Source organism: Actinacidiphila bryophytorum, from assembly GCF_016916835.1.
Lineage (GTDB): Bacteria > Actinomycetota > Actinomycetes > Streptomycetales > Streptomycetaceae > Actinacidiphila > Actinacidiphila bryophytorum.
On the sequence record NZ_JAFFIX010000040.1, the window covers coordinates 22820 to 41764 of the forward strand.

General features: G+C 72.7%; 13 protein-coding genes and 2 pseudogenes. 9 read left to right on the forward strand and 6 right to left on the reverse strand.

Features of this window, described 5'->3' with window-relative positions:
• The first annotated feature begins 94 nt into the window (after positions 1-94).
• The 7 genes and pseudogenes from JT723_RS33215 (at position 95) to JT723_RS33240 (ending at position 8201) form a co-directional block, all read left to right on the forward strand.
• Positions 95-394 carry a zinc-ribbon domain-containing protein gene (locus JT723_RS33215; RefSeq protein WP_205048605.1) on the forward strand — a complete coding sequence of 100 codons (300 nt, stop codon included), beginning with the start codon at positions 95-97 and terminating at the stop codon, positions 392-394.
• 183 nt (positions 395-577) lie between these two features.
• Positions 578-1027, forward strand: a pseudogene (locus tag JT723_RS35645) (ATP-binding cassette domain-containing protein); the annotation flags it as partial.
• A 213-nt stretch (positions 1028-1240) separates the two neighbouring features.
• Positions 1241-2395: pseudogene (locus JT723_RS35650) on the forward strand (ATP-binding SpoIIE family protein phosphatase); the annotation flags it as partial.
• A gap of 261 nt (positions 2396-2656) precedes the next feature.
• Positions 2657-3517, forward strand: a complete 861-nt coding sequence (locus JT723_RS33225) for an oxidoreductase (protein ID WP_205048607.1) — start codon at positions 2657-2659, stop codon at positions 3515-3517.
• 112 nt (positions 3518-3629) lie between these two features.
• Positions 3630-4439 (forward strand): polysaccharide deacetylase family protein, encoded by an 810-nt coding sequence (locus JT723_RS33230; protein WP_205048608.1) that lies wholly within the window; start codon positions 3630-3632, stop codon positions 4437-4439.
• Positions 4440-4605: 166 nt separating this feature from the next.
• Positions 4606-6639 (forward strand): S53 family peptidase, encoded by a 2034-nt coding sequence (locus JT723_RS33235; RefSeq protein WP_205048609.1) that lies wholly within the window; start codon positions 4606-4608, stop codon positions 6637-6639.
• A gap of 164 nt (positions 6640-6803) precedes the next feature.
• Entirely contained in the window at positions 6804-8201 is a 1398-nt protein-coding gene (locus tag JT723_RS33240; protein WP_205048610.1) for an FAD-dependent monooxygenase, read from the forward strand.
• Here the strand turns inward: JT723_RS33240 and JT723_RS33245 are convergent.
• The 4 genes from JT723_RS33245 to JT723_RS33260 form a co-directional block, all read right to left on the reverse strand.
• Complete coding sequence (locus tag JT723_RS33245) at positions 8188-8763, reverse strand: GerMN domain-containing protein (protein ID WP_205048611.1); 576 nt, start codon at positions 8761-8763, stop codon at positions 8188-8190. The two genes, JT723_RS33240 and JT723_RS33245, sit on opposite strands and share 14 nt — an antisense overlap.
• A complete protein-coding gene (locus JT723_RS33250; RefSeq protein ID WP_205048618.1) occupies positions 8760-10190 on the reverse strand; it encodes a sensor histidine kinase in 1431 nt (476 codons plus the stop codon). The genes JT723_RS33245 and JT723_RS33250 overlap by 4 nt, the downstream gene beginning before the upstream one ends.
• Before the next feature lie 32 nt (positions 10191-10222).
• Positions 10223-10939, reverse strand: coding sequence for a response regulator (locus JT723_RS33255; protein ID WP_205048612.1), 717 nt, complete (start codon positions 10937-10939; stop codon positions 10223-10225).
• 85 nt (positions 10940-11024) lie between these two features.
• The gene (locus tag JT723_RS33260; RefSeq protein WP_240166581.1) at positions 11025-12335 is read right to left on the reverse strand and encodes a polysaccharide deacetylase family protein; all 1311 of its coding nucleotides are present in this window, start codon (positions 12333-12335) and stop codon (positions 11025-11027) included.
• A 488-nt stretch (positions 12336-12823) separates the two neighbouring features.
• Between JT723_RS33260 and JT723_RS33265 the strand changes: the two genes are divergently transcribed.
• Together JT723_RS33265 and JT723_RS33270 are read left to right on the forward strand one after the other, a co-directional pair.
• Positions 12824-14632, forward strand: coding sequence for a transglycosylase domain-containing protein (locus JT723_RS33265; protein WP_307794008.1), 1809 nt, complete (start codon positions 12824-12826; stop codon positions 14630-14632).
• A gap of 132 nt (positions 14633-14764) precedes the next feature.
• Positions 14765-17359: a beta propeller repeat protein gene (locus JT723_RS33270; protein WP_205048614.1), complete on the forward strand. Its 2595-nt coding sequence runs from the start codon at positions 14765-14767 to the stop codon at positions 17357-17359.
• A 72-nt stretch (positions 17360-17431) separates the two neighbouring features.
• On the opposite strand, the gene JT723_RS33275 is transcribed toward JT723_RS33270, so the two are convergent.
• Both JT723_RS33275 and JT723_RS33280 read right to left on the reverse strand, forming a co-directional pair.
• Entirely contained in the window at positions 17432-18172 is a 741-nt protein-coding gene (locus tag JT723_RS33275) for an N-acetylmuramoyl-L-alanine amidase (RefSeq protein ID WP_205048615.1), read from the reverse strand.
• Positions 18173-18274: 102 nt separating this feature from the next.
• Positions 18275-18916, reverse strand: coding sequence for a polysaccharide deacetylase family protein (locus JT723_RS33280; RefSeq protein WP_205048616.1), 642 nt, complete (start codon positions 18914-18916; stop codon positions 18275-18277).
• Positions 18917-18945 lie beyond the last annotated feature (29 nt).

The window sequence follows — 18945 nt, forward strand, 5'->3', positions numbered from 1 at the left end:
CGCCGGTATCCGGGTGCCGCACCCGGATACCGGCGCGGTGTTTCCATGCGGCACACTCTCCACGGACAGCACACAGAGCCGAGGGGGAAAACGCATGATCATATTCGGTACCAAGGGCTATCTCTACACGCTCGCGATGATCACGCTGGTCTGCGGGCGCTGCGGCAACCCGGCAGCGCACTCGCTCAAGAAGCGCGTCACCAAGTTCTCGCTGTTCTTCGTGCCGCTCTTCCCGATCAACACCAAGTACACGACGCAGTGCACCTTCTGCGGTGCCGCGCAGCAGCTGTCCAAGGAGCAGGCCGACCAGCTGCTGGCCGGTGTGCAGCAGCCGCAGCCCCAGCCGCAGTACGGTCAGCCCGCTGCGCACGACCACCAGCACCCGACCGCCTGAGGCGCTCGCGCCCGACCGCCCGGGGCCGTCCGCCGTATCCCGGGCCGTCCGCCGTATCGCGGCGGGGCGGTACGCCGGGCAGACTCGGTAACCGGGGCAGCGTCCGCCCGGGGGCAGGAGGTGGTTTGCGTGAGCGGCAGTCCGCTGCTGACCGTGCGCGGCGTCTCCAAACGGTTCGGCGCGGTGCAGGCGCTCAGCGACGTCGACCTGACCGTCAACGAGGGCGAGGCGCTGGGCCTGGTCGGCAGCAACGGCGCGGGCAAGTCCACGCTGGTCAAGGTCATCGCCGGGGTGACACAGCCTGACGAGGGCGTCATCGAGTGGCGCGGCAGGCCCGTCGACCTGCGAAGACCCCAGGACGCCCTGAAACTGGGCATCGCCACGATCCACCAGGACCTGGCCCTGTGCGACAACCTCGACACCGTCGAGAACCTCTACCTCGGCCGCGAGCTGCGCACCCTGGGCATGCTCAGCGAGATCAAGATGGAAAAGCGCGCCCGCGCCCTGCTGGACGGGCTGTCCATCAACATCGAGAGCCTGCGCGTGCCGGTCGCCTCGCTGTCCGGCGCCCAGCGGCAGGGGGTGGCCATCGCCAGGGCGCTCATCGGCGAGCCGCAGCTGATCATCCTCGACGAGCCGACCGCCGCACTCGGGCCGACCCAGGCCGCCCGGGTGCTCGAGCTGGTGCAGCGGCTGCGCGACCAGCACCTGGGGGTGCTGCTGGTCAGCCCCGAGATGGACGAGGTGCGGGCGGTCGCCGACCGGATGGCGGTGCTGCGGGTCGGCCGCAACACCGGCCTGTTCGACACCAAGTACAGCACCCAGGAGCAGATCGACGCGGCCATCACCGGCAACACGGCGATGGCCGTCAACCTCCAGCAGAGCCTGCTGCCGCACGGCCCGCCCGAGCAGAACGCGCTGGACGTCGCCTTCCGCTACCTGCCGGCGCAGGCCGGGGTCGGCGGCGACTGGTTCGACGTCATCCCGCTGGCGGGCGCCCGGGTCGCGGTGGTCGTCGGCGACATCGTCGGGCACGGCATGCACGCGGCGGCCACCATGGGGCGGCTGCGGACGGCCGTCTTCAACTTCTCGATGCTCGACCTGCCGCCCGACGACCTGCTGGCGCACCTGGACGACCTGGTCGGCAGGATCGACAAGGACGAGGCGGCGCCCGGCGGGGCGGGCGAGCCCGGCGCCGGCGCCCCCATCGCCGGGGCGACCTGCCTGTACGCGATCTACGACCCGGTCACCCGCTGCTGCCAGCTGGCCAGGGCCGGGCACCTGCCGCCCGCGCTGGTCGCACCCGACGGCAGCGTGGAACTGCTGGACGTGCCGGCCGGGCCGCCGCTGGGGCTGGGCGGGCTGCCCTTCGAGGCGGCCGAGCACCAGCTGGCCGAGGGCAGCCGGCTGGTCCTCTACACCGACGGCCTGGTCGAGGACCGCACCAGGGACATCGACGTGGGCCTCGACCTGCTGCGGTCCGCGCTGACCGGGCCGCCAGGGCGTACGACCGAGGAGACCTGCGACGCGGTCATCGCCGCGATGATGCCGGCCGCCCCCAAGGACGACATCGCGCTGCTGGTGGCCGAGACCCGCGCGCTGCCCGACGACCACATCGCCCGCTGGGACGTGCCCACCGACCCGGCGGCCGTCGGCACCGTGCGCAACGGCGCCAACGACCAGCTGGCCGCATGGGGTCTCGACGAGCTGTCCTTCACCACCGAGCTGATCCTCAGCGAGCTGGTCACCAACGCGATCCGCTACGCCACAGGGCCGATCGACGTACGCCTGCTGCTGGACCGCAGCCTGATCTGCGAGGTCGCCGACACCTCCAGCACCTCCCCGCACCTGCGGTACGCGGCCACCACCGACGAGGGCGGCCGCGGCCTCTTCCTGGTCGCCCAGCTCGGCGAGCGCTGGGGCACCCGCTACACCAAGGCCGGGAAGATCATCTGGGTGGAGCAGCGGCTGCCGCGCCGCGGGGCCGTACCGTTCGGCTGACCCCGCGGCCTCCCCCCTGCCGAGCGAGCCCGAGCCGGCCGCGCATCACGGCGTCAACCGGCTGACCGTGCGCCGCCGGATCCGCGGCGACGCCCTGCGCTTCGTGCTGCACCACCGGGACTGACGCGGGCTGCCGGCCGGGGGCACCCGAAGGGGGGACTGCCACTCCCAGGATCGGCGGGGTACTGCCCCGCCGATCGCGGGCGCGTGAGAGTGGAGGGGTCCGGGGAGACGCCCGGGACACCACGAAAGGCAGTACCCATGACCGGCACCATTTCCGGCGGGGACTTCACCCCCGCTCCCGGCCTGACCCTCAGCCGTATGGGATACGGCGCCATGCAGCTTGCGGGACCCGGTGTGTTCGGGCCGCCGAAGGACCCGGACGAGGCGGTCGCGGTGCTGCGCACGGCCGTCGAGCTGGGCGTGACGCACATCGACACCAGCGACTTCTACGGCCCGCACGTGGTCAACGAGCTGATCAGGAAGGCGCTGTACCCGTACCCCGACGACCTGCACCTGGTCACCAAGGTCGGCGCCCGCCGCGACGACAAGGGCGCCTGGCTGCCGTCGCTGGAGCCGGAGTCGCTGCGGCAGCAGGTCAAGGACAACCTGCAGCGGCTCGGCCTGGACGCGCTCGACGTGGTCAACCTGCGGGTCGGCCATGCCGAGGGACCCAGCGACGTACCGCTGGCCGAGGAGTTCGGTGTGCTGGCCGAGCTGCGCGAGCAGGGCCTGATCCGGCACCTGGGCCTGAGCAACGTCACCTCGCAGCAGCTGACCGAGGCGCAGGCCGTCGCCCCTGTGGTGACGGTGCAGAACCTGTACAACATCGCGAACCGCGCCGACGACGCCCTGGTCGACCGCTGCACCGCCGAGAACATCGCCTTCGCGGCCTTCTTCCCGCTGGGCGGCTTCACCCCGCTGCAGTCCGCGACGCTTGAGGCGGTCGCCGCCAGGGTCGGCGCGTCGCCGCAGGCCACCGCGCTGGCCTGGCTGCTGCAGCGTTCCCCCGCGATGGTGCTGATCCCCGGTACGTCCTCGGTGGCGCACCTGCGGGAGAACATCGCCGCCGCGGACCTGGTCCTGCCCGCCGACGCGGTCGCCGAGCTGGACGCGGTCTGAGGTCCGCCCGCGTGCGGGTCCCCCCCCCGAGCGGGCGAGCTATACGCGATGTGTATAGTTCCTCGCGGTCTGCCCGAACGGGCGATCGACCACGAGGAGGGGCGAGTTGGGCATGCGGAGCACCACCACCGCGCGCCGGGTCCGTACGGCGGCCGCGCTGCTGACCACGGCGGTGCTGGCCGCCGCGCTGACCGGCTGCAACGGATACGACGCCACGTCCCCGGCGAAGGCGCGCGAGCACGTCGCGGCAACCGGCGCCGCCGCCTTCGCCCCGGGAGCCGGCGGCGGCACGGTCGACTGCCGCAAGGCCAAGTGCGTGGCTTTGACCTTCGACGCAGGTCCCAGCGTGCGCACCCCGCAGATCCTGGCCCTGCTGGAGAAGTACCACATCCGCGCGACCTTCTTCACGCTCGGCAAGAACCACGTGATGAAGCACCCCGAGATGGTCAGGGCGATGGCCGCGCAGGGCGACGAGGTCGAGACGCTCACCTGGTCGCACCAGATCCTGACGAAGATCAGCAAGGACGAGGTCCGCAAGGAGATCACCGAGGGCCGGGACGCGGTCGAGAAGGTCATCGGCGTGCGCCCGACGCTGCTGCGCCCGCCGCAGGGCCGCACCAGCAGCACGGTCACCGCGATCGTGAAGGACCTCGGCATGTCCGAGGTCGTGTGGAGCGCGGACGGCGCCGACTACCGGACCACCGACCCGAAGCTGATAGCGCAGCGGATCCTCGACAAGACCAAACGGGACGGCATCATCTTGCTGCACGACCTGGTCGACCCGACGGACAAGGGCTACAACGGGACGATCGCGGCCGTTCCTGCGGTCATCTCCACCCTCCAGGCCCGCGGTTACACCTTCGTCACCGTCAAGCAGCTGCTGGCGCCCGGCACTCCGCAGCCGGGGAAGGTCTACAAGTAAGGCTTGCAGGTAAAGGTCCAGCTAAGGACCACGTTCTGTGGTTCCCTCCGCCTTCGTGTGGCGTGCACACTACAGCCCGGTGACCCGTAAACGGTCATGAACGGTCAAGTCCCGTACCGAGCCACACGTTGGAGTAGTCATCACCGACATACAAAAACCCCGTGCAGTGCGGGCCGCCGTCGTCGCGGCGGCCTCACTCGCCCTGGCGTCCGGCGCACTGCTGGCCGCAGGTCCCTCGCAGGCGGCCGCCGGTGCCGCGGCGCCGACCGCGAAGACCATCGCAGGCACCCACCCCGCGTGGGCGACCCCGGCGGGCGACGCCGGCGCGGTACCGGCGAGCACCGAGATCACCGGCACCGTGTACCTGGCGGGCCAGGACCCGGCGGGCCTGACCGCCTACGCGACCGCCGTCTCCGACCCGGCGAACGCCGCATACGGGCACTTCCTCAGCCCCGCCCAGTACAAGGCGCAGTTCGGCGCCACCGCGGCCCAGATCCGCGCGGTCACCGACTGGGCGACCGGCGCGGGCCTGAAGGTGGTCGGCAGCACCGACCACGCGATCACCGTCCGCGGCACCGACGCGGCCATCACCAAGGCCTTCGGCACCGCGATCCACCAGTACCGGGTGGGCGGGCAGCTGCGGCACGCCCCGGCCCGCGACGTGACCGTCCCCGCGTCGGTGTCCTCCGCGATCCTCGGCGTCAACGGCCTCAGCTCGGCCGCCACCAGGGCCACCCCCGACTCGATCCGGGTCGACGACGCCTCCGGCGTGGTCACCAAGGGTCCCAAGGGCGTCCAGCCGGCCAAGGACCAGGGCACCCTGCCGACCACGGCGACCTGCTCCGACTACTGGGGCCAGAAGACCACGACGGCAGGCCCCGCGGGCTACGCCAAGGGCGCGACGCCGTTCGACCAGTGCTCGTTCTACCCCTCGCAACTGCGCAAGGCCTACGGCATCACCGCCTCCGGACTGACCGGCAAGGGCGCGACGATCGCGATCGTGGACGCGTACGGCAGCTCCACCATGCTCGCCGACGCCAACCAGTACGCGGTCAACCACGGTGACAAGGCCTTCAGGAGCGGCCAGTACACCGAGCACGTCGACGCCACGCAGTGGCGCGACCAGGACCTGTGCGGCGGCCCCGAGGGCTGGGCGCCCGAGGAGGCGCTCGACGTCGAGATGGCGCACGGGCTCGCACCCGACGCCGACGTCGTCTACGTGGGGGCCAACTCCTGCAACGACGACGACCTGTTGAGCGCGATCACCACGATCGTCGACCAGCACCTGGCGGATGTCGTCTCCAACTCGTGGGGCGAGATCATGCACACCACGGACAACCTGGACGTCTCCGCGTCCGAGATCGCCGCCTACGAGCAGGTGTTCAAGCAGGCCGCGGCCGAGGGCATCGGCATCGGCTTCTCCGCGGGCGACTGCGGTGACAGCAGCCCGCTGGCCGCCGCGACCGGCGCCAACTGCCAGGCCGACACGGCCCGCGCGCAGGCCAACTGGCCCGACTCCGACCCGTGGGTGACCTCGGTCGGCGGTACGGCGCTGGGCATCAGCAGCAAGTCGGGCAGCTACGGCTTCGAGACCGACATGGGCACCCTGCGCTCCAACCTGTCGGCGGACGGCACCAGTTGGGTCCCCGCGGTCCCGGCGCCGTTCTACTTCGGCGGTGGCGGCGGCACCAGCGAGGACTTCGCGCAGCCGGCGTACCAGCGGCGTGCGGTCCCCAGTTCGCTGTCGCACACCCTGATGACGGGTGCGCACAGCCGGACGGCCAAGCGCGTCACGCCCGACGTGTCGATGGTCGGCGACCTCTACACCTCGGTCCTGGTCGGCATCTCCGACGGCGCCGACTACAGCGAGGCCGGCTACGGCGGCACCAGCGTGTCGTCCCCGGAGTTCGCGGCGGTGCAGGCCGACGCGATCCAGGCCAGGCACCACGCCCTGGGCTTCGCCAACCCGCTGCTGTACGCCAACCCCGGCCGGCTGCGCGACGTGGTGGACGAGAACGCCGCCCACCACGCCAAGACCCCGCTGAGCAGCATCGTGGACTTCGGCGAGATCAACGGTGCGCTGACCGCGCGCCTGGTCGCCTTCGGCCAGGACACCTCGCTCAACGCGGTCCGCGGCTACGACGACGCGACGGGCCTCGGCACGCCGACCCTGTCGTACCTGACGGGCGGCCGCAGGTAACCCTGCCCGCACCCGCACCACCCCGGCCCGGCGGAGTCCACCTCCGCCGGGCCGGTCCGCGTCCCCGGCCGGGACACCGGGCCGCGCCCGCCCCAGGGTTGCCGCCCGAGGGCCGCGGGTGCGAACGTTGGGGCAGGCGGGAGGCACGAGGAGGGGGAGGCCGGATGGGGGTGGACCGCGGTCCGCGCGGCAAGGCACTGGTGATCGGCGGCAGCCTCACCGGGATGCTCGCCGCAGCCGCCCTGGCCGACACGATGCAGGTCACCGTCCTCGAACGGTACGCGCTCCCGCACGGCCCGCTGCCGCGGCAGGGCGTACCGCAGGCACGGCACGCGCACCTGCTGTGGTCCGGCGGCGCCCGGGCGATCGAGGAGCTGGTGCCCGGGGCCACGGAACGGCTGCTCGCGGCCGGCGCCCGGCACATCGCCGTACCCAGGGACCTGGTCGTGCTGACCTCCGGCGGCTGGCTCACCCGCTTCCCCGAGCAGCAGCACTTCCTGTCCTGCACCCGCGACCTGCTCGACTGGGTCGTACGCGACATGGTCGCCGCGGGGCCCAGGGTCCGTGTGCTGCCGGGGCACGCGGCACTGGGCCTGCGCGGCACCACCACGCAGGTCACCGGGGTGCTGGTGCACGGCGGCCGGCGCGAGGAGACGCTGGAGGCCGACCTGGTGGTCGACGCCGGCGGGCGGGCCTCGGCGATGCCGCGCTGGCTGGACCGGCTCGGGCTGCCCGCGGTGCGCACCGACGTCGTGGACTCGGGACTCGGCTACGCCAGCCGGCTCTTCCACGCCCCGCCCGGCACCGCCGGCTTCCCCGCCGTCAACGTGCAGGCCGACCCGCGGCAGCACGTGCCGGGGCTCAACGGCACGATCCTGCCGGTCGAGGACGGCCGCTGGCTGGTCACCCTGTCCGGCACCAGGGGCGGGCAGCCCACCGGCGAGACCGCGGACTTCGAGGACTTCGCGCGCAGCCTGCGCCACCCCGTCATCGGCGACCTGGTCACCCGGGCCACCCCGCTCACCGAGGTCACCGTCTCGCACAGCACCGCCAACCGGCGCCGCCGCTACGAGCGGATGCGGGTCTGGCCCGACGGCCTGGTGGTCCTCGGCGACGCCCTGGCCACGTACAACCCGCTGTACGGGCACGGCATGTCGGTCGCCGCCCGGCACGCGCTGGCGCTGCGCCGGCAGGCCGAGCGGGGCACAGGACCCGGGCTCGCCCGCCGGGTGCAGCGCGCCGCGGCCCGCGCCACCGACGCGGCATGGGTGCTGGCCGGCACGCAGGACCTGCGCTACCCCGGGGCCGAGGGTCGCAGCCCCGGACCGCTCGGCGGCCTCATGACCGGCTACACCGACCGGCTGATGCACGCGGCCACCCACCGAGGCCGCCCGGCCCGCGCGCTGCTCGACGTGCTGAGCCTGTCGGCCGGGCAGGCCGCGCTGCTGCGGCCCGACGTGCTCGCTTCGGTGCTCTACCCCGGGCACCCGGAGCCGCCGCAGGACCCGCCGTTCACCGAGGAGGAGCGGGAGCTGATGATCTCCCTGTTCACCCGCCGGTGACGCGTCCCCCGGTCACGGCGGCGCTCGGCCGCCCCGGCTTGTCGGGCCAGGGGTCGGCCGCGGTCGAGCAGTCCACGCCGCCGGGGCGCCAGGGGACCGGGGCGCCCTGCGCGGTCACGACGACCTGCGGGGGGTCGGCTTCGGCGGGGCCGGTGGTGTCGGGGTTGGCCCGCACGGTGCAGACGATCTGGTCGACGGCCGTCCTGCTGACCACGCCGGCCGAGGCCGCCAGGTCCACGGTCACGGTGTTGCCCCGGGTGCGCACGGTCGCGCCGGCCGGCGGCAGGTCCGTGGTCACCCCCAGGACCTTCGCCTCGGGGACGCCCACGCCCTTGAGCAGCATCCCGACGGCCACGCCCGCGTCGACATGCGTGTCGGCGGTGCGGTAGACGGTGGCCAGCGCCCCGTCCTCGGCACGGACGAAGTACAGGGTCACCTGCTGGTGGATGCCCGCTGCCGGTTCGCCCGCCTCGACCACGCCGGTGGTCGGTATGCCGCAGGCCGCGAGGCAGCCCGCCAGCAGTGCCGCGACGGCCGCCGCCCGGGCGGCGCGGGCGCTCACGCGTCCCTCCGCAGCGGCAGCGCCACGGTGAAGACGGCGCCGCCCCCGGGGCGGTTGCCCGCGGTGACGGTGCCGCCGTGCAGGTGGACGTTCTCCGCGGTGATGGACAGGCCCAGGCCGCTGCCCTCGGTCCTGGTGCGGGAGGTGTCGGACTTGTAGAACCGGTCGAAGACGTGCGGCAGGACGTCCTCGGGTATGCCGGGACCGCTGTCCATGACCTCGATGACGGCCACAGGACCGGAGCCCGGCGCTTCCTGTACGGACATCGCGACGCTCACCGGCTCCCCGCCGTGCTTGAGCGCGTTGCCCGCCAGGTTCGCCACGATCACGTCGAGCCGCCGCGGGTCGACCCGGCCGCGGGCCGTGTCGGGCGGCGGCAGGCGGGTGCCGATGGTGTCCTGCCAGCCGCGGGCGGCCAGCGAGCGGCGGACCGACTCGGCGAGGTCGACCTCGTCCAGGTGCAGCCCCGCGGCGCCCGCGTCGAAGCGGGACATCTCCATCAGGTCGTCCACGAGCCGGGCGAGCTTCACGGTCTCCTCGCTGATCAGCCGTACCGCGGTGGCCGTGTCCGGGTCCAGCTGCGCGGCGTCCTCGTCCAGCACGTCGGTGACCGCGGCCATCGCGGCCAGCGGGGTGCGCAGCTCGTGCGAGACGTCGGCGGCGAAGCGCCGGGCGCGGGCCTCCATGCGGCGCAACTCGGCGACGGACTCCTCCAGGGCGGCGGCGGTGTCGTTGAAGGTGTGGGACAGGTCGGCCAGCTCGTCGGAGCCGTGCACGGCGAGCCGGGTCTCCAGGTGGCCCTCGGCGATCCGCCGGGTGGCCCGGCGGAGCGCCCGTACAGGGCGCAGCACCCCGCGGGCCGCGAGCAGCGCCAGCAGCACCGCGACGGCCAGCGCCGGTACGGTGGCCCGCTCGACGGCGGCGACCAGCGCGTCCACGTAGCCCTGCTCGCTGTCCTGCGAGACGGTCAGGAAGACCGCCAGGCCCGAGGAGCCCGCGGAGCCGTCGAAGGCGGTGCTGCCGAAGCGGACCGGGATGCCGACGACGAGGGCCGGGCCGTGGTCGGTGGAGACCCGCTGGAAGACGGTGGCGGCCTTGGTGCGCACCGAGTCGCGCATCTCACGGGTCAGCTCGGCGAAGGTGTCGCCGGGCCGCGAGGTGCCGGTCAGGTCGCCGTAGGTGGCCATGACCCGCCAGTTGGCGGTGCGCTGGGAGTGTGAGACCGAGCTCGCGAAGGCCACCAGGTCGGTGCGGCTCGGCGGGAAGGACACCGCGGGGGCCGCGCCGTCCACCTCGTCCCTGAACTGCGTGATCACCGTGTCCTGGCCCTGCTGGAGCAGGTCGGTGCGGGCGGCCCTGAAGGTCAGCGCGCCGGTCGTGACGGTCGCGACGACGGCGACCAGCGCGAAGGCCACCACCAGCCGCATCCGCAGGCCGCCGCGCAGCAGCGGGAGACGCCTCACGGCGCCGCCGGCCGCGCGGGCTCGGTGGACCTGCTGAACTGGTAGCCGAAACCGCGCACGGTACGGATGAAGCGCGGCTGCCCCGGCGGCTCGCCCAGCTTGGTGCGCAGCCGCTTGACACAGGCGTCCACCAGCCGCGAGTCGCCGTGGTAGCTGTGCTCCCACACCGCCTCCAGCAGCTGCTGGCGGCTGAAGACCCGGCCGGGCGCCGCCGACAGGAGCAGCAGCAGCCGCAGCTCCGAGGGTGCGAGCGGCACCGGAACGCCCTGCCGGGCCACGGTCAGGCCCGCCCGGTCGATGGTGAGGTCGCCGTGCGTCTCGGGCTGCGGCAGCCCCTCGCTCCCGTCGGGTCCCCCGACCCGGCGCAGCACCGCACGTATCCGGGCGTCCAGCACCCTGGCCTGCACCGGCTTGACGACGTAGTCGTCGGCGCCGGCTTCGAGGCCGACGACGATGTCGACGTCGTCGCCCCTGGCGGTGGCCATGATGATCGGCACCTGGCTGTCGGCCCGGATGCGGCGGCAGACGTCGAGACCGGTCATCCCGGGCAGCATGAGGTCCAGCACGACCACGTCGGGCCGGAAGGACCGCAGCCGGTCGAGCCCGTCCTCGCCGGTGGCGACCGCGGCGACGTCGTGGCCCTGCCTGCGCAGTGCCAGCTCGACGCCCTCGCGGACCGCGCGGTCGTCCTCGATGAGCAGCAGTCGTGGCATGACCTCAGTATCCGCACGCTCGGCCGGGACCCGGAGAATTGTTACGGGACGATCACATAACCGCGGTCGGGGTTGCGCGAGGTGATCACTTCACGAACGTGGACCAGTCGGGCGACTCGGCCGGGTCCAGGGTGCGCAGCTTGGCCAGCACGTCCGGGTCCTGCACGTCGAGCCAGTCGCTCAGCTCCTTGAAGGACACGCACTGCACGCCCTTGCGGTGGCACACGTCCTTGACGACGTCCTCGACGGCCTGCATGTAGATGCCGCCGTTCCAGGTCTCGAAGTGGTTGCCGACGAAGAGCGGGGCGCGGCTGCCGTTGTAGACCCGCTCGAAGCCGTTGAGGTAGCCCTGCCTGGCCTGCTTCTCCCACGCCGGGTACTTGGCCGGGTCGCCCTCGGTGACGTCGCCGCCGGACTGGTTGTAGAGGAAGTTGAAGTCCATCGACAGCACCTGGAAGTCCTTCTGCGGGTACGGCATCAGCTGCAGCGGGAAGTCCCACACCCCGTCCTTCTTCGCCGGCCAGATCTGGAAGTCGCCCGGCGAACTGGCGTCGTAGCGCCACCCGTTGGCCTTCTCGGCCGGCAGCAGGTTCTTCTGCCCCTCCAGGCAGGGGGCGCGCCCGCCGGCCAGCTCCTGGGAGTAGTCGAAGGGCAGCGGCGGGATGCCGGTGAAGCCGGTGTTGGTCTTCCAGTGCTCCACGAACGAGTAGGCCTGGGCGATCTCGCTGTCCCAGTCCGCGGTGCTCCAGTTCCCGCCGCCGCCGGGGTCGGGCGCGCAGAAGTGCCCGTTGAAGTGGGTGCCGATCTCGTCCCCGTCCTCCCAGGCCTTGCGCAGCTCGGCCAGCGTCCACTTGATGTGCTCGTCGGTGGGGAAGTCGATCGCGGACGCGCCCGGCGAGTGCTGCGGCGGCTTGTACAGGCTGCGCTTGCCGTCGGGCAGCAGGTAGATGCCGGACAGGAAGAACGTCATGTGCGCGTTGTTCTGCTCGGCGAGCTTGCGGAAGCGCGAGAAGAGGTGGTCGTCGTTCTCCAGGGCGCCGTCCCAGGAGAAGACCACGAACTGCGGCGGCTTCTCACCCGGCTTGAGCTTGTGCGGCACCGGCTGGTGCGGCTGCGGCCCGGTGTACGACGTCGAGCCGTCGCCGATCACCCGCACCTTGCCGTCCCACTCGGGAGTGGCCGCCTTCTTCTGCGGCGCCTTCGGGGGCGGCGTCAGCGCCGCCCGCTCCTGCGCCGGCACGGCGCGGGCGGCGGTGCCGCCGCCGCGGCTCGCGACGGCCACGACGGCGACCGTACCGACCAGTGCGGTGCTCACCACACCGCAGACCAGGGCGATTCTGCGTCGGCGCCGGCCGCCGGCGGCGGGCAGGAGGCGTCGTATCCGGGCAGCGCTCATGGCCTCGACCCTGGGATCCCCACGTGACGGCCGTTGGCCCAATCTGTCACAGAACAGCAACTGCCCCTGGCTTCACCGCTGTTACACACCTGTCGCAGTCCGATCCCGATCCCGCCCCATTCCCCTCCCTACGGTGGCCGTCGCCGGGGCACAGCCCCCGCGGGAGGGGGTCGAGCATGGTGCAACTGCGTCGGTGGGCGCCCATCAGGAGGCGCTGGGGGTACCCCCAGGCGAAGCTCTGGGGGCGGAACTGCGCGCCCAGCCGTCGACGGCCTGCACGTCGCCACCGGCCGAAAGGGGCTGTTTCTGTCGCATCCGGACCACCGGCGGGTGGTGGGTTGCGCGCCCAGTTCCCCGCGCCCCCGGGGTGGTGGCGGCCGTCCCCACACCACGGCCGTCGAGAGCCGGGGGGCCGGGACCTGCCGGGGCTGCGGCCGCGCAGGCGCGGGTGGTGGAGGGCCACCCTGGCCCTCGGGTGGACGCTGACCTTGCTGATCGGCCTGATCGGGTTCGCGTACGAGCGAACCCGCATCCCTTCCGACCTCAACGAATTCGCCACGCAGCAGGACAACGTCTACTACTGGGCCGACGGCACGGAAATGGCCCGGGTCGGCCCGGTCGACCGCCAGTCCGTACCGCTGGACCGGATCCCCGTGTCCGTCCAGTGGTCCGTGCTGGCCGCCGAGAACGCGTCGTTCTACTCCGACTCCGGCATCTCCTTCAAGGGCATCGCCCGCGCGGTCAAGGACATGGCCACCGGCGGTGACACGCAGGGCGGTTCGACGATCACCCAGCAGTACGTGAAGAACGTCTACCTCAGCCAGAGCCGTACGCTCTCGCGCAAGGTCACCGAGATGTTCATCGCGGTCAAGCTGGACCGCAAGATGAGCAAGCAGCAGATACTCGACGGCTACCTCAACACCAGCTGGTTCGGGCGCGGCGCCTACGGGGTGGAGCGGGCGGCCAAGGCCTACTACGGCAAGGACGTCTGGCAGCTCGACGCGAGCGAGGGCGCCTTCCTGGCCACGCTGCTCAAAGGCGCCGGGCTCTACGACCCGGCTGTCGGTCCCGCCAACCACGCGCGGGCGGTGGCCCGTTGGAAGTGGGTGCTGGACCGGATGGTGGCGATCGGCCGGCTCTCGCCCGCGCAGCGCGCCACGTACACGGTCTTCCCGGAGCCGAAGCCGCCGCCGCGCCCGGCGGGGCTGAGCGGCCAGACCGGCTACCTGGTGGACACCGCGAGGGCGTACGTGTCCGCGCACAGCGGCATCTCGGACGAGGAGTTCGACCGGGGCGGCTACCAGATCTACACCACCTTCGAGCGGCCCCGCGTGACGGCTCTGGCCACCGCGGTGCAGGGGCAGTTGGCCGACCTGCGGCCCAAGCAGCGGCCCGCGGACCGCGATGTGCGGGTCGGCGCCGCCTCGGTCGGCACCGACGGCCGGATCCTCGCCCTGTACGGCGGCCCCGACTACGTCACGCAGGGCTTCGACGACGCCAACATCGGCATCGTCCCGGTGGGTACGGCCTTCGCCCCGCTGGTGTACGCGGCGGGCCTGCGGGACGGCGTCCTGCTGACCCGCGACGCGCCCCGTACCCCCGTCACGCCCGGCACCCTCTACGACGGCGACGACAAGGCGCCGGTGCGCACCCCCGAGGGACCGTACTGGAACCGGGACGGGAAGATCGTGAAGGTGGCCAACGACGGCCACCGCTCGTACGGGCAGATCACCCTGCGGGAGGCGGTCGCGTCGTCGGTGAACGGGCCGGTCGAGCAGCTCGGGATGGACGTCGGCCTGGACCGGGTGCGGCGCGCGTCGATCGACGCGGGGCTGCTGCCGGACACCGCCTTCGGTTCGCAGACCCCGGACTTCTCGCTGGGCACCGCCACGCCGAGCCCGATCAGGATGGCCGGCGCGTACGCCACCTTCGCCGCGGGCGGCGTCCACACCGACCCCTACTCGGTGCTGCGGATCACCCGCGACGGCGACCGCGTCCCCCTGGAGCCCCCGGCCGTCACCCGCCCCTTCACCGCCGAGGTGGCGGGTGAGGTGACCGACGCGCTGACCAAGGCGCCGGGCCGGGCCGGCACCGCGGGCACCGCCGTCGACAACACCTCGGCCTGGTACGTCGGTTACACCCGCGAGGTCTCGACGTCGGTGGCCCTCTTCCGCGTCGAGCCCAGGTCCCAGCAGCTGGAGCCGCTCACCGGCACCACCGGCAGCCGGGTCCCGGAGGGGACCGGCAGCAGCTATCCGGCGGCGATCTGGTCGCACTACGTGGCGGCGGAAAGCTGACACCCCGGCCATTGGTGGCAGGTCCTGGTCAAAATCTTGACCAAGACTTCGTGCCACCTGGGACCGGGCGGCCGCCCGCATGATCGGTTGACCTCCGAACGACCCCCATCCAGGTTCGTCCCGGGAGGTTCCGTGCACGTGTCCACCCGCAAAAGACACTGGCTGACGATCTCAGCCTTCACCGCACTTGCCGCACTCGTCTCGATGCCCGCGGGCGCCGCCCCCGGCCACCCGCAGGCCAGGCCGCACGCCTTCACCGCCGTCACCGCGCAGGACCGGGACGGCGGCGGGGACGACGACGGCGGCGGCGAGGCCGACGAGATCGCCGAGGGCGCCGACCAGTTCGCCGAGGCGCGCACCTCGCCCGGCACGATCGCCCCCGGGGCGTTCGCCGCGGCATGGGACCAGCTGAACAACCTGCCGTCCACCGGCGGCAAGTGGCAGCACCTGACGGGGCTGCCGTACAACTCCGACGACCCGCGCTACCGCGACTTCGACTCCAACTCCAGCGGCGGGGCGGGCCTGGTGACCGGGCGGGCCGCCGCGCTCGCCGCGGACGACGGCGGCTACGTCTACGAGGGCAGCGCCGGCGGCGGTGTGTGGCGCTCGGCGACCGGCGGCGGGCACTGGACGCCGATCAGCGACGCGCTGCCGACGCAGGCGACCGGCGCCCTCGCGCTGGACGGCGGCGGCCGGCTGTGGCTGGGCACCGGCGAGGCCACCACCAACGCCGACGCCTACCTCGGCAGCGGCGTCTACGTGCTCGCGCACCCCCGCAACGGCACCTTCACCGCGCGCGACCGGGTCGGCGGCAGCGAACTGGACTCGACGACCATCCACACGCTGCGCTTCGGCGGCAGCACGGTGTGGGCGTCCACCAGCAAGGGCGTGTGGAGCCACTCCACGAAGGACCTGCGCGGCCCGTGGAAGCTGGAGTTCGCACCCAACCCGGACTTCCTGCCCGGCGGTTCGCAGGCCTCCGACCCGGACGCGCCGTACAAGAACATCGCCAACGACGTGGCTATCGACCCGCGCAACCCGGCCGACGTGATGCTGGCGGTGGGCTGGCGCAGCGGCGACGACTACAACGGCTTCTACCGCAAGGTGCACGGCACCTGGACCCGGGTCACCTCGCTCGGCGCGCTGCCGACCGACGCCGGCACCGTCGGCAACGTCACCTTCGCCCGCTCCGCCGACGGCTCGCGCTACTACGCGATCAACCAGTCGCCGACCGCGCTGAACACCGACCCCGACAGCAACCTCGACGGAATCTACGTCTCCAAGAACGGGGACCCGTTCGGCAGTTGGACCAAGACCGCGGACACCGAGGCGCTGGCCGCGGCCGGTTCCGCGCTCGACGAGCCGGGCTTCATGCCGGGCGTGCAGGCCTGGTACAACGAGTTCCTCCAGGTCGACCCGACGAACCCCGACCACGTCTACGCGGGCCTGGAAGAGGTCTTCGAGACCGGGGACGCGGGCGCGAACTGGTCGGCCGTCGGCCCCTACTGGAACTTCGGCTTCGACTGCTGGAGCATCGACCCGGCCAAGCAGACCGGCGACTGCCACCAGACCGTGCACGCCGACCAGCACGCGGTCGCCGTCGGCAGCTACCACGGCAAGCCCTACGTCTACGTCGGCGACGACGGCGGCGTCTACAAGCGCCCGCTGAGCGGCAGCAAGGACGCGGCAGGGCACGGCACCGACTGGGTGTCCACCAACGACGGCACCATCGACACCCTGCAGTACTACTCGGTGGGCATCGGCCGCGACCCGGCCGGCCACGGCCTCGCCGTCAACGGCGGCCTGCAGGACAACGGCCAGTCCATCCTGCGCGCGGGCGACAAGGTGATGGGCTCCAACTTCGGCGGCGACGGCGGCGACACCCTCACCGACCCCGCCGACGGCTGCAACATCGCCCAGGAGTACGTCTACCTCGCGGTCAACGTGACCCAGAACTGCGCCGTCAACGACGGGGCATGGGTCGAGGACCCGACGAAGATCACCAGCTACGACGTGGCGCCGCCCGACAACGAGACCGCGGAAGCCCGCTTCATCGCCCCGCTGACCGCCGACACCCGCGACGCCGACACCTGGATCGCGGGCGGCCGGCACGTGTGGGTGCAGACCCACGGCTACGCCATCCGCAGCGGCGACGAATGGACGGACGCCTTCGACCTCGGCGAGGGCCACACCGCGACCGCCGTCGCCGCCCAGGGCGGCAAGGTCTACGCGGCATGGTGCGGGCCCTGCAACAACCAGGGCTTCACCCGCGGCATCGCGGTCGGCAACGCCGACGGCACCGGCTGGCACCAGGTCACGCTGCCCGTCGACGGCACCGTGCCGAACCGCTACCTGTCGGGCTTCGCGATCGACCCGGCGAACTCCGACCACGTCTACCTCGCGGTCAACGGCTTCTCCCGGCACTGGACCGAGGGTCCCGGCGCCGGCATCGGCCACGTCTTCGAGTCGCGTGACGGCGGCACCACCTGGCGGGACATCTCGGCGAACCTGCCGGACGTGCCCACCGACGCGCTGCTCGCGCTGCCCGGCGGCGGCCTGGCGCTGGCCACCGACCTCGGCGTGGTCTACCGCGCCCCGCACCGCACCGGGTGGAGCCGGGTCGGCAACCTGCCGGCCGTCGCCGTGCTCCAGCTCAAGTCGGGTCCCGACGGGCGGATCTACGCGGCCACGCACGGCCGCGGGCTCTACTCCATCGCCCTGCGGTAGCCGCGTAAGCCCCTGTCAGGCCGGTCCGCACCGCCGCGGGCCGGCCTGGCGGCGTACGGGGCCTGCGCGCCGTCAGCCCGCCCAGGTCGCCTTCTGCCGCAGCGCTGCGGCGGTCTTGCGTATCCACGGCAGGGCGTCGTAGAGGGCCTGGCCCGGGCAGGTCGTCGAGTAGACGTCGCGGTGGCCCGAGATGACGTTGAGGGTGGCGGTCGCGCCCTTGGGGTAGCGGCTGCCGCCGTTGCTGGAGACCAGCTCGACCTTGCCCATCGGGTCCACCGACGGGTCCAGCTTCCATGCGGCTATCTCCGCGATGGCCTGCAGCATCGCGCGCGGCACCTTGCGGCCCCGGCCGAAGTTGCCGAGCGCCGCTATGCCGATGGTGTCGGTGTTGAAGCCCTCGGTGTGCGCCCCGCGGGTGTCGCGCTCCGCGCTGCCGGTGCGGCCCTCGTAGATGCCGCCGCAGCGGTCCACGACGAAGTTGTAGCCGAGGTCGTCCCAGCCCATCGCGATGTGCTGCTGCTCCAGCGCGAGCAGCATCGCCGGGACGTCCTTGGTGCAGTCGTAGTCGTTGGGGTTGTCCGTGTGGTGCACGAACACCGCCTTGACCGAGTGGTCGTAGACCAGGCCCTTGCGCACCGACACCTCGTCGGCGTGCCAGGCCGTACGCCCGATGACCACCGGCCGCAGCACCGCCGTGTGCAGGACGGCGCGGGTGTGCCGTGGCCTCTGCACCGGGTGATCAGGGGCCGAGCAGGCCCCCAGAAAGGCCAGCGACAGAAGCGACGACACCAGCTTGACGCTGTGCGGTCGCATGCCCCCCACCCTCGGCCCGATGCGGGCGGCACGACAGCCGCCGGGGGCCATCCGGGTGAAGGAAGCCGACGTGACCTGCGGTTTCGTCCCGCGTGCCGCGGCTCAGGCACGCCGGGCAGGCCCGGTGAAGTGCCAGCCGCGGGCGGTCAGCCGGGGGAGCAGGGCCTCGACCGCCTCGACTGTCTGCGAGCGGTCGCCGCCGCCGTCGTGCAGCAGCACCACGGAACCGGGGGTCAGCCTGCTCTCCACCCGGTGGACGAGTTCCGCGGTGCCGGGCGGCTCCCAGTCCTCGGCCGCGACCCGCCAGCCCAGCGGAACCATGCCGAGCCCGCGGGCGACCTCCGGGGTGCACCCCCAGCGGCCGAAGGGGGCGCGGAAGTACGGGATCGGCACCCCCGGCACCGCGGCCCTGATCGCCGCGGTGGTCTCCTCCAGGTCGGCCCGCACCCGCTCGGCCGGCCAGTCGGTCATGTCGTCGTGGTGCATGCCGTGGTTGCCCAGCTGGTGGCCGTCAGCGACGATCGCCCTGACGGTCTCCGGGTGGTCGAGCGCATGCGCGCCCCAGAGGCAGAAGACCGCCGTGACCCCGTGCTCGCGCAGCACGGACAGCAGGTGGGGGGTGTGGACCGGGTGCGGCCCGTCGTCGAAGGTCAGCGCCAGGTACGAACCGACCTGGCGGGTGGACTCGACGACGGCCGCGGTCCGGCCGAGTCGGCCGACCGGTCCCTCTGCTGTGGTGGTCACGGCGGTGCTCCTGTCGTGCTTTCGTCTTG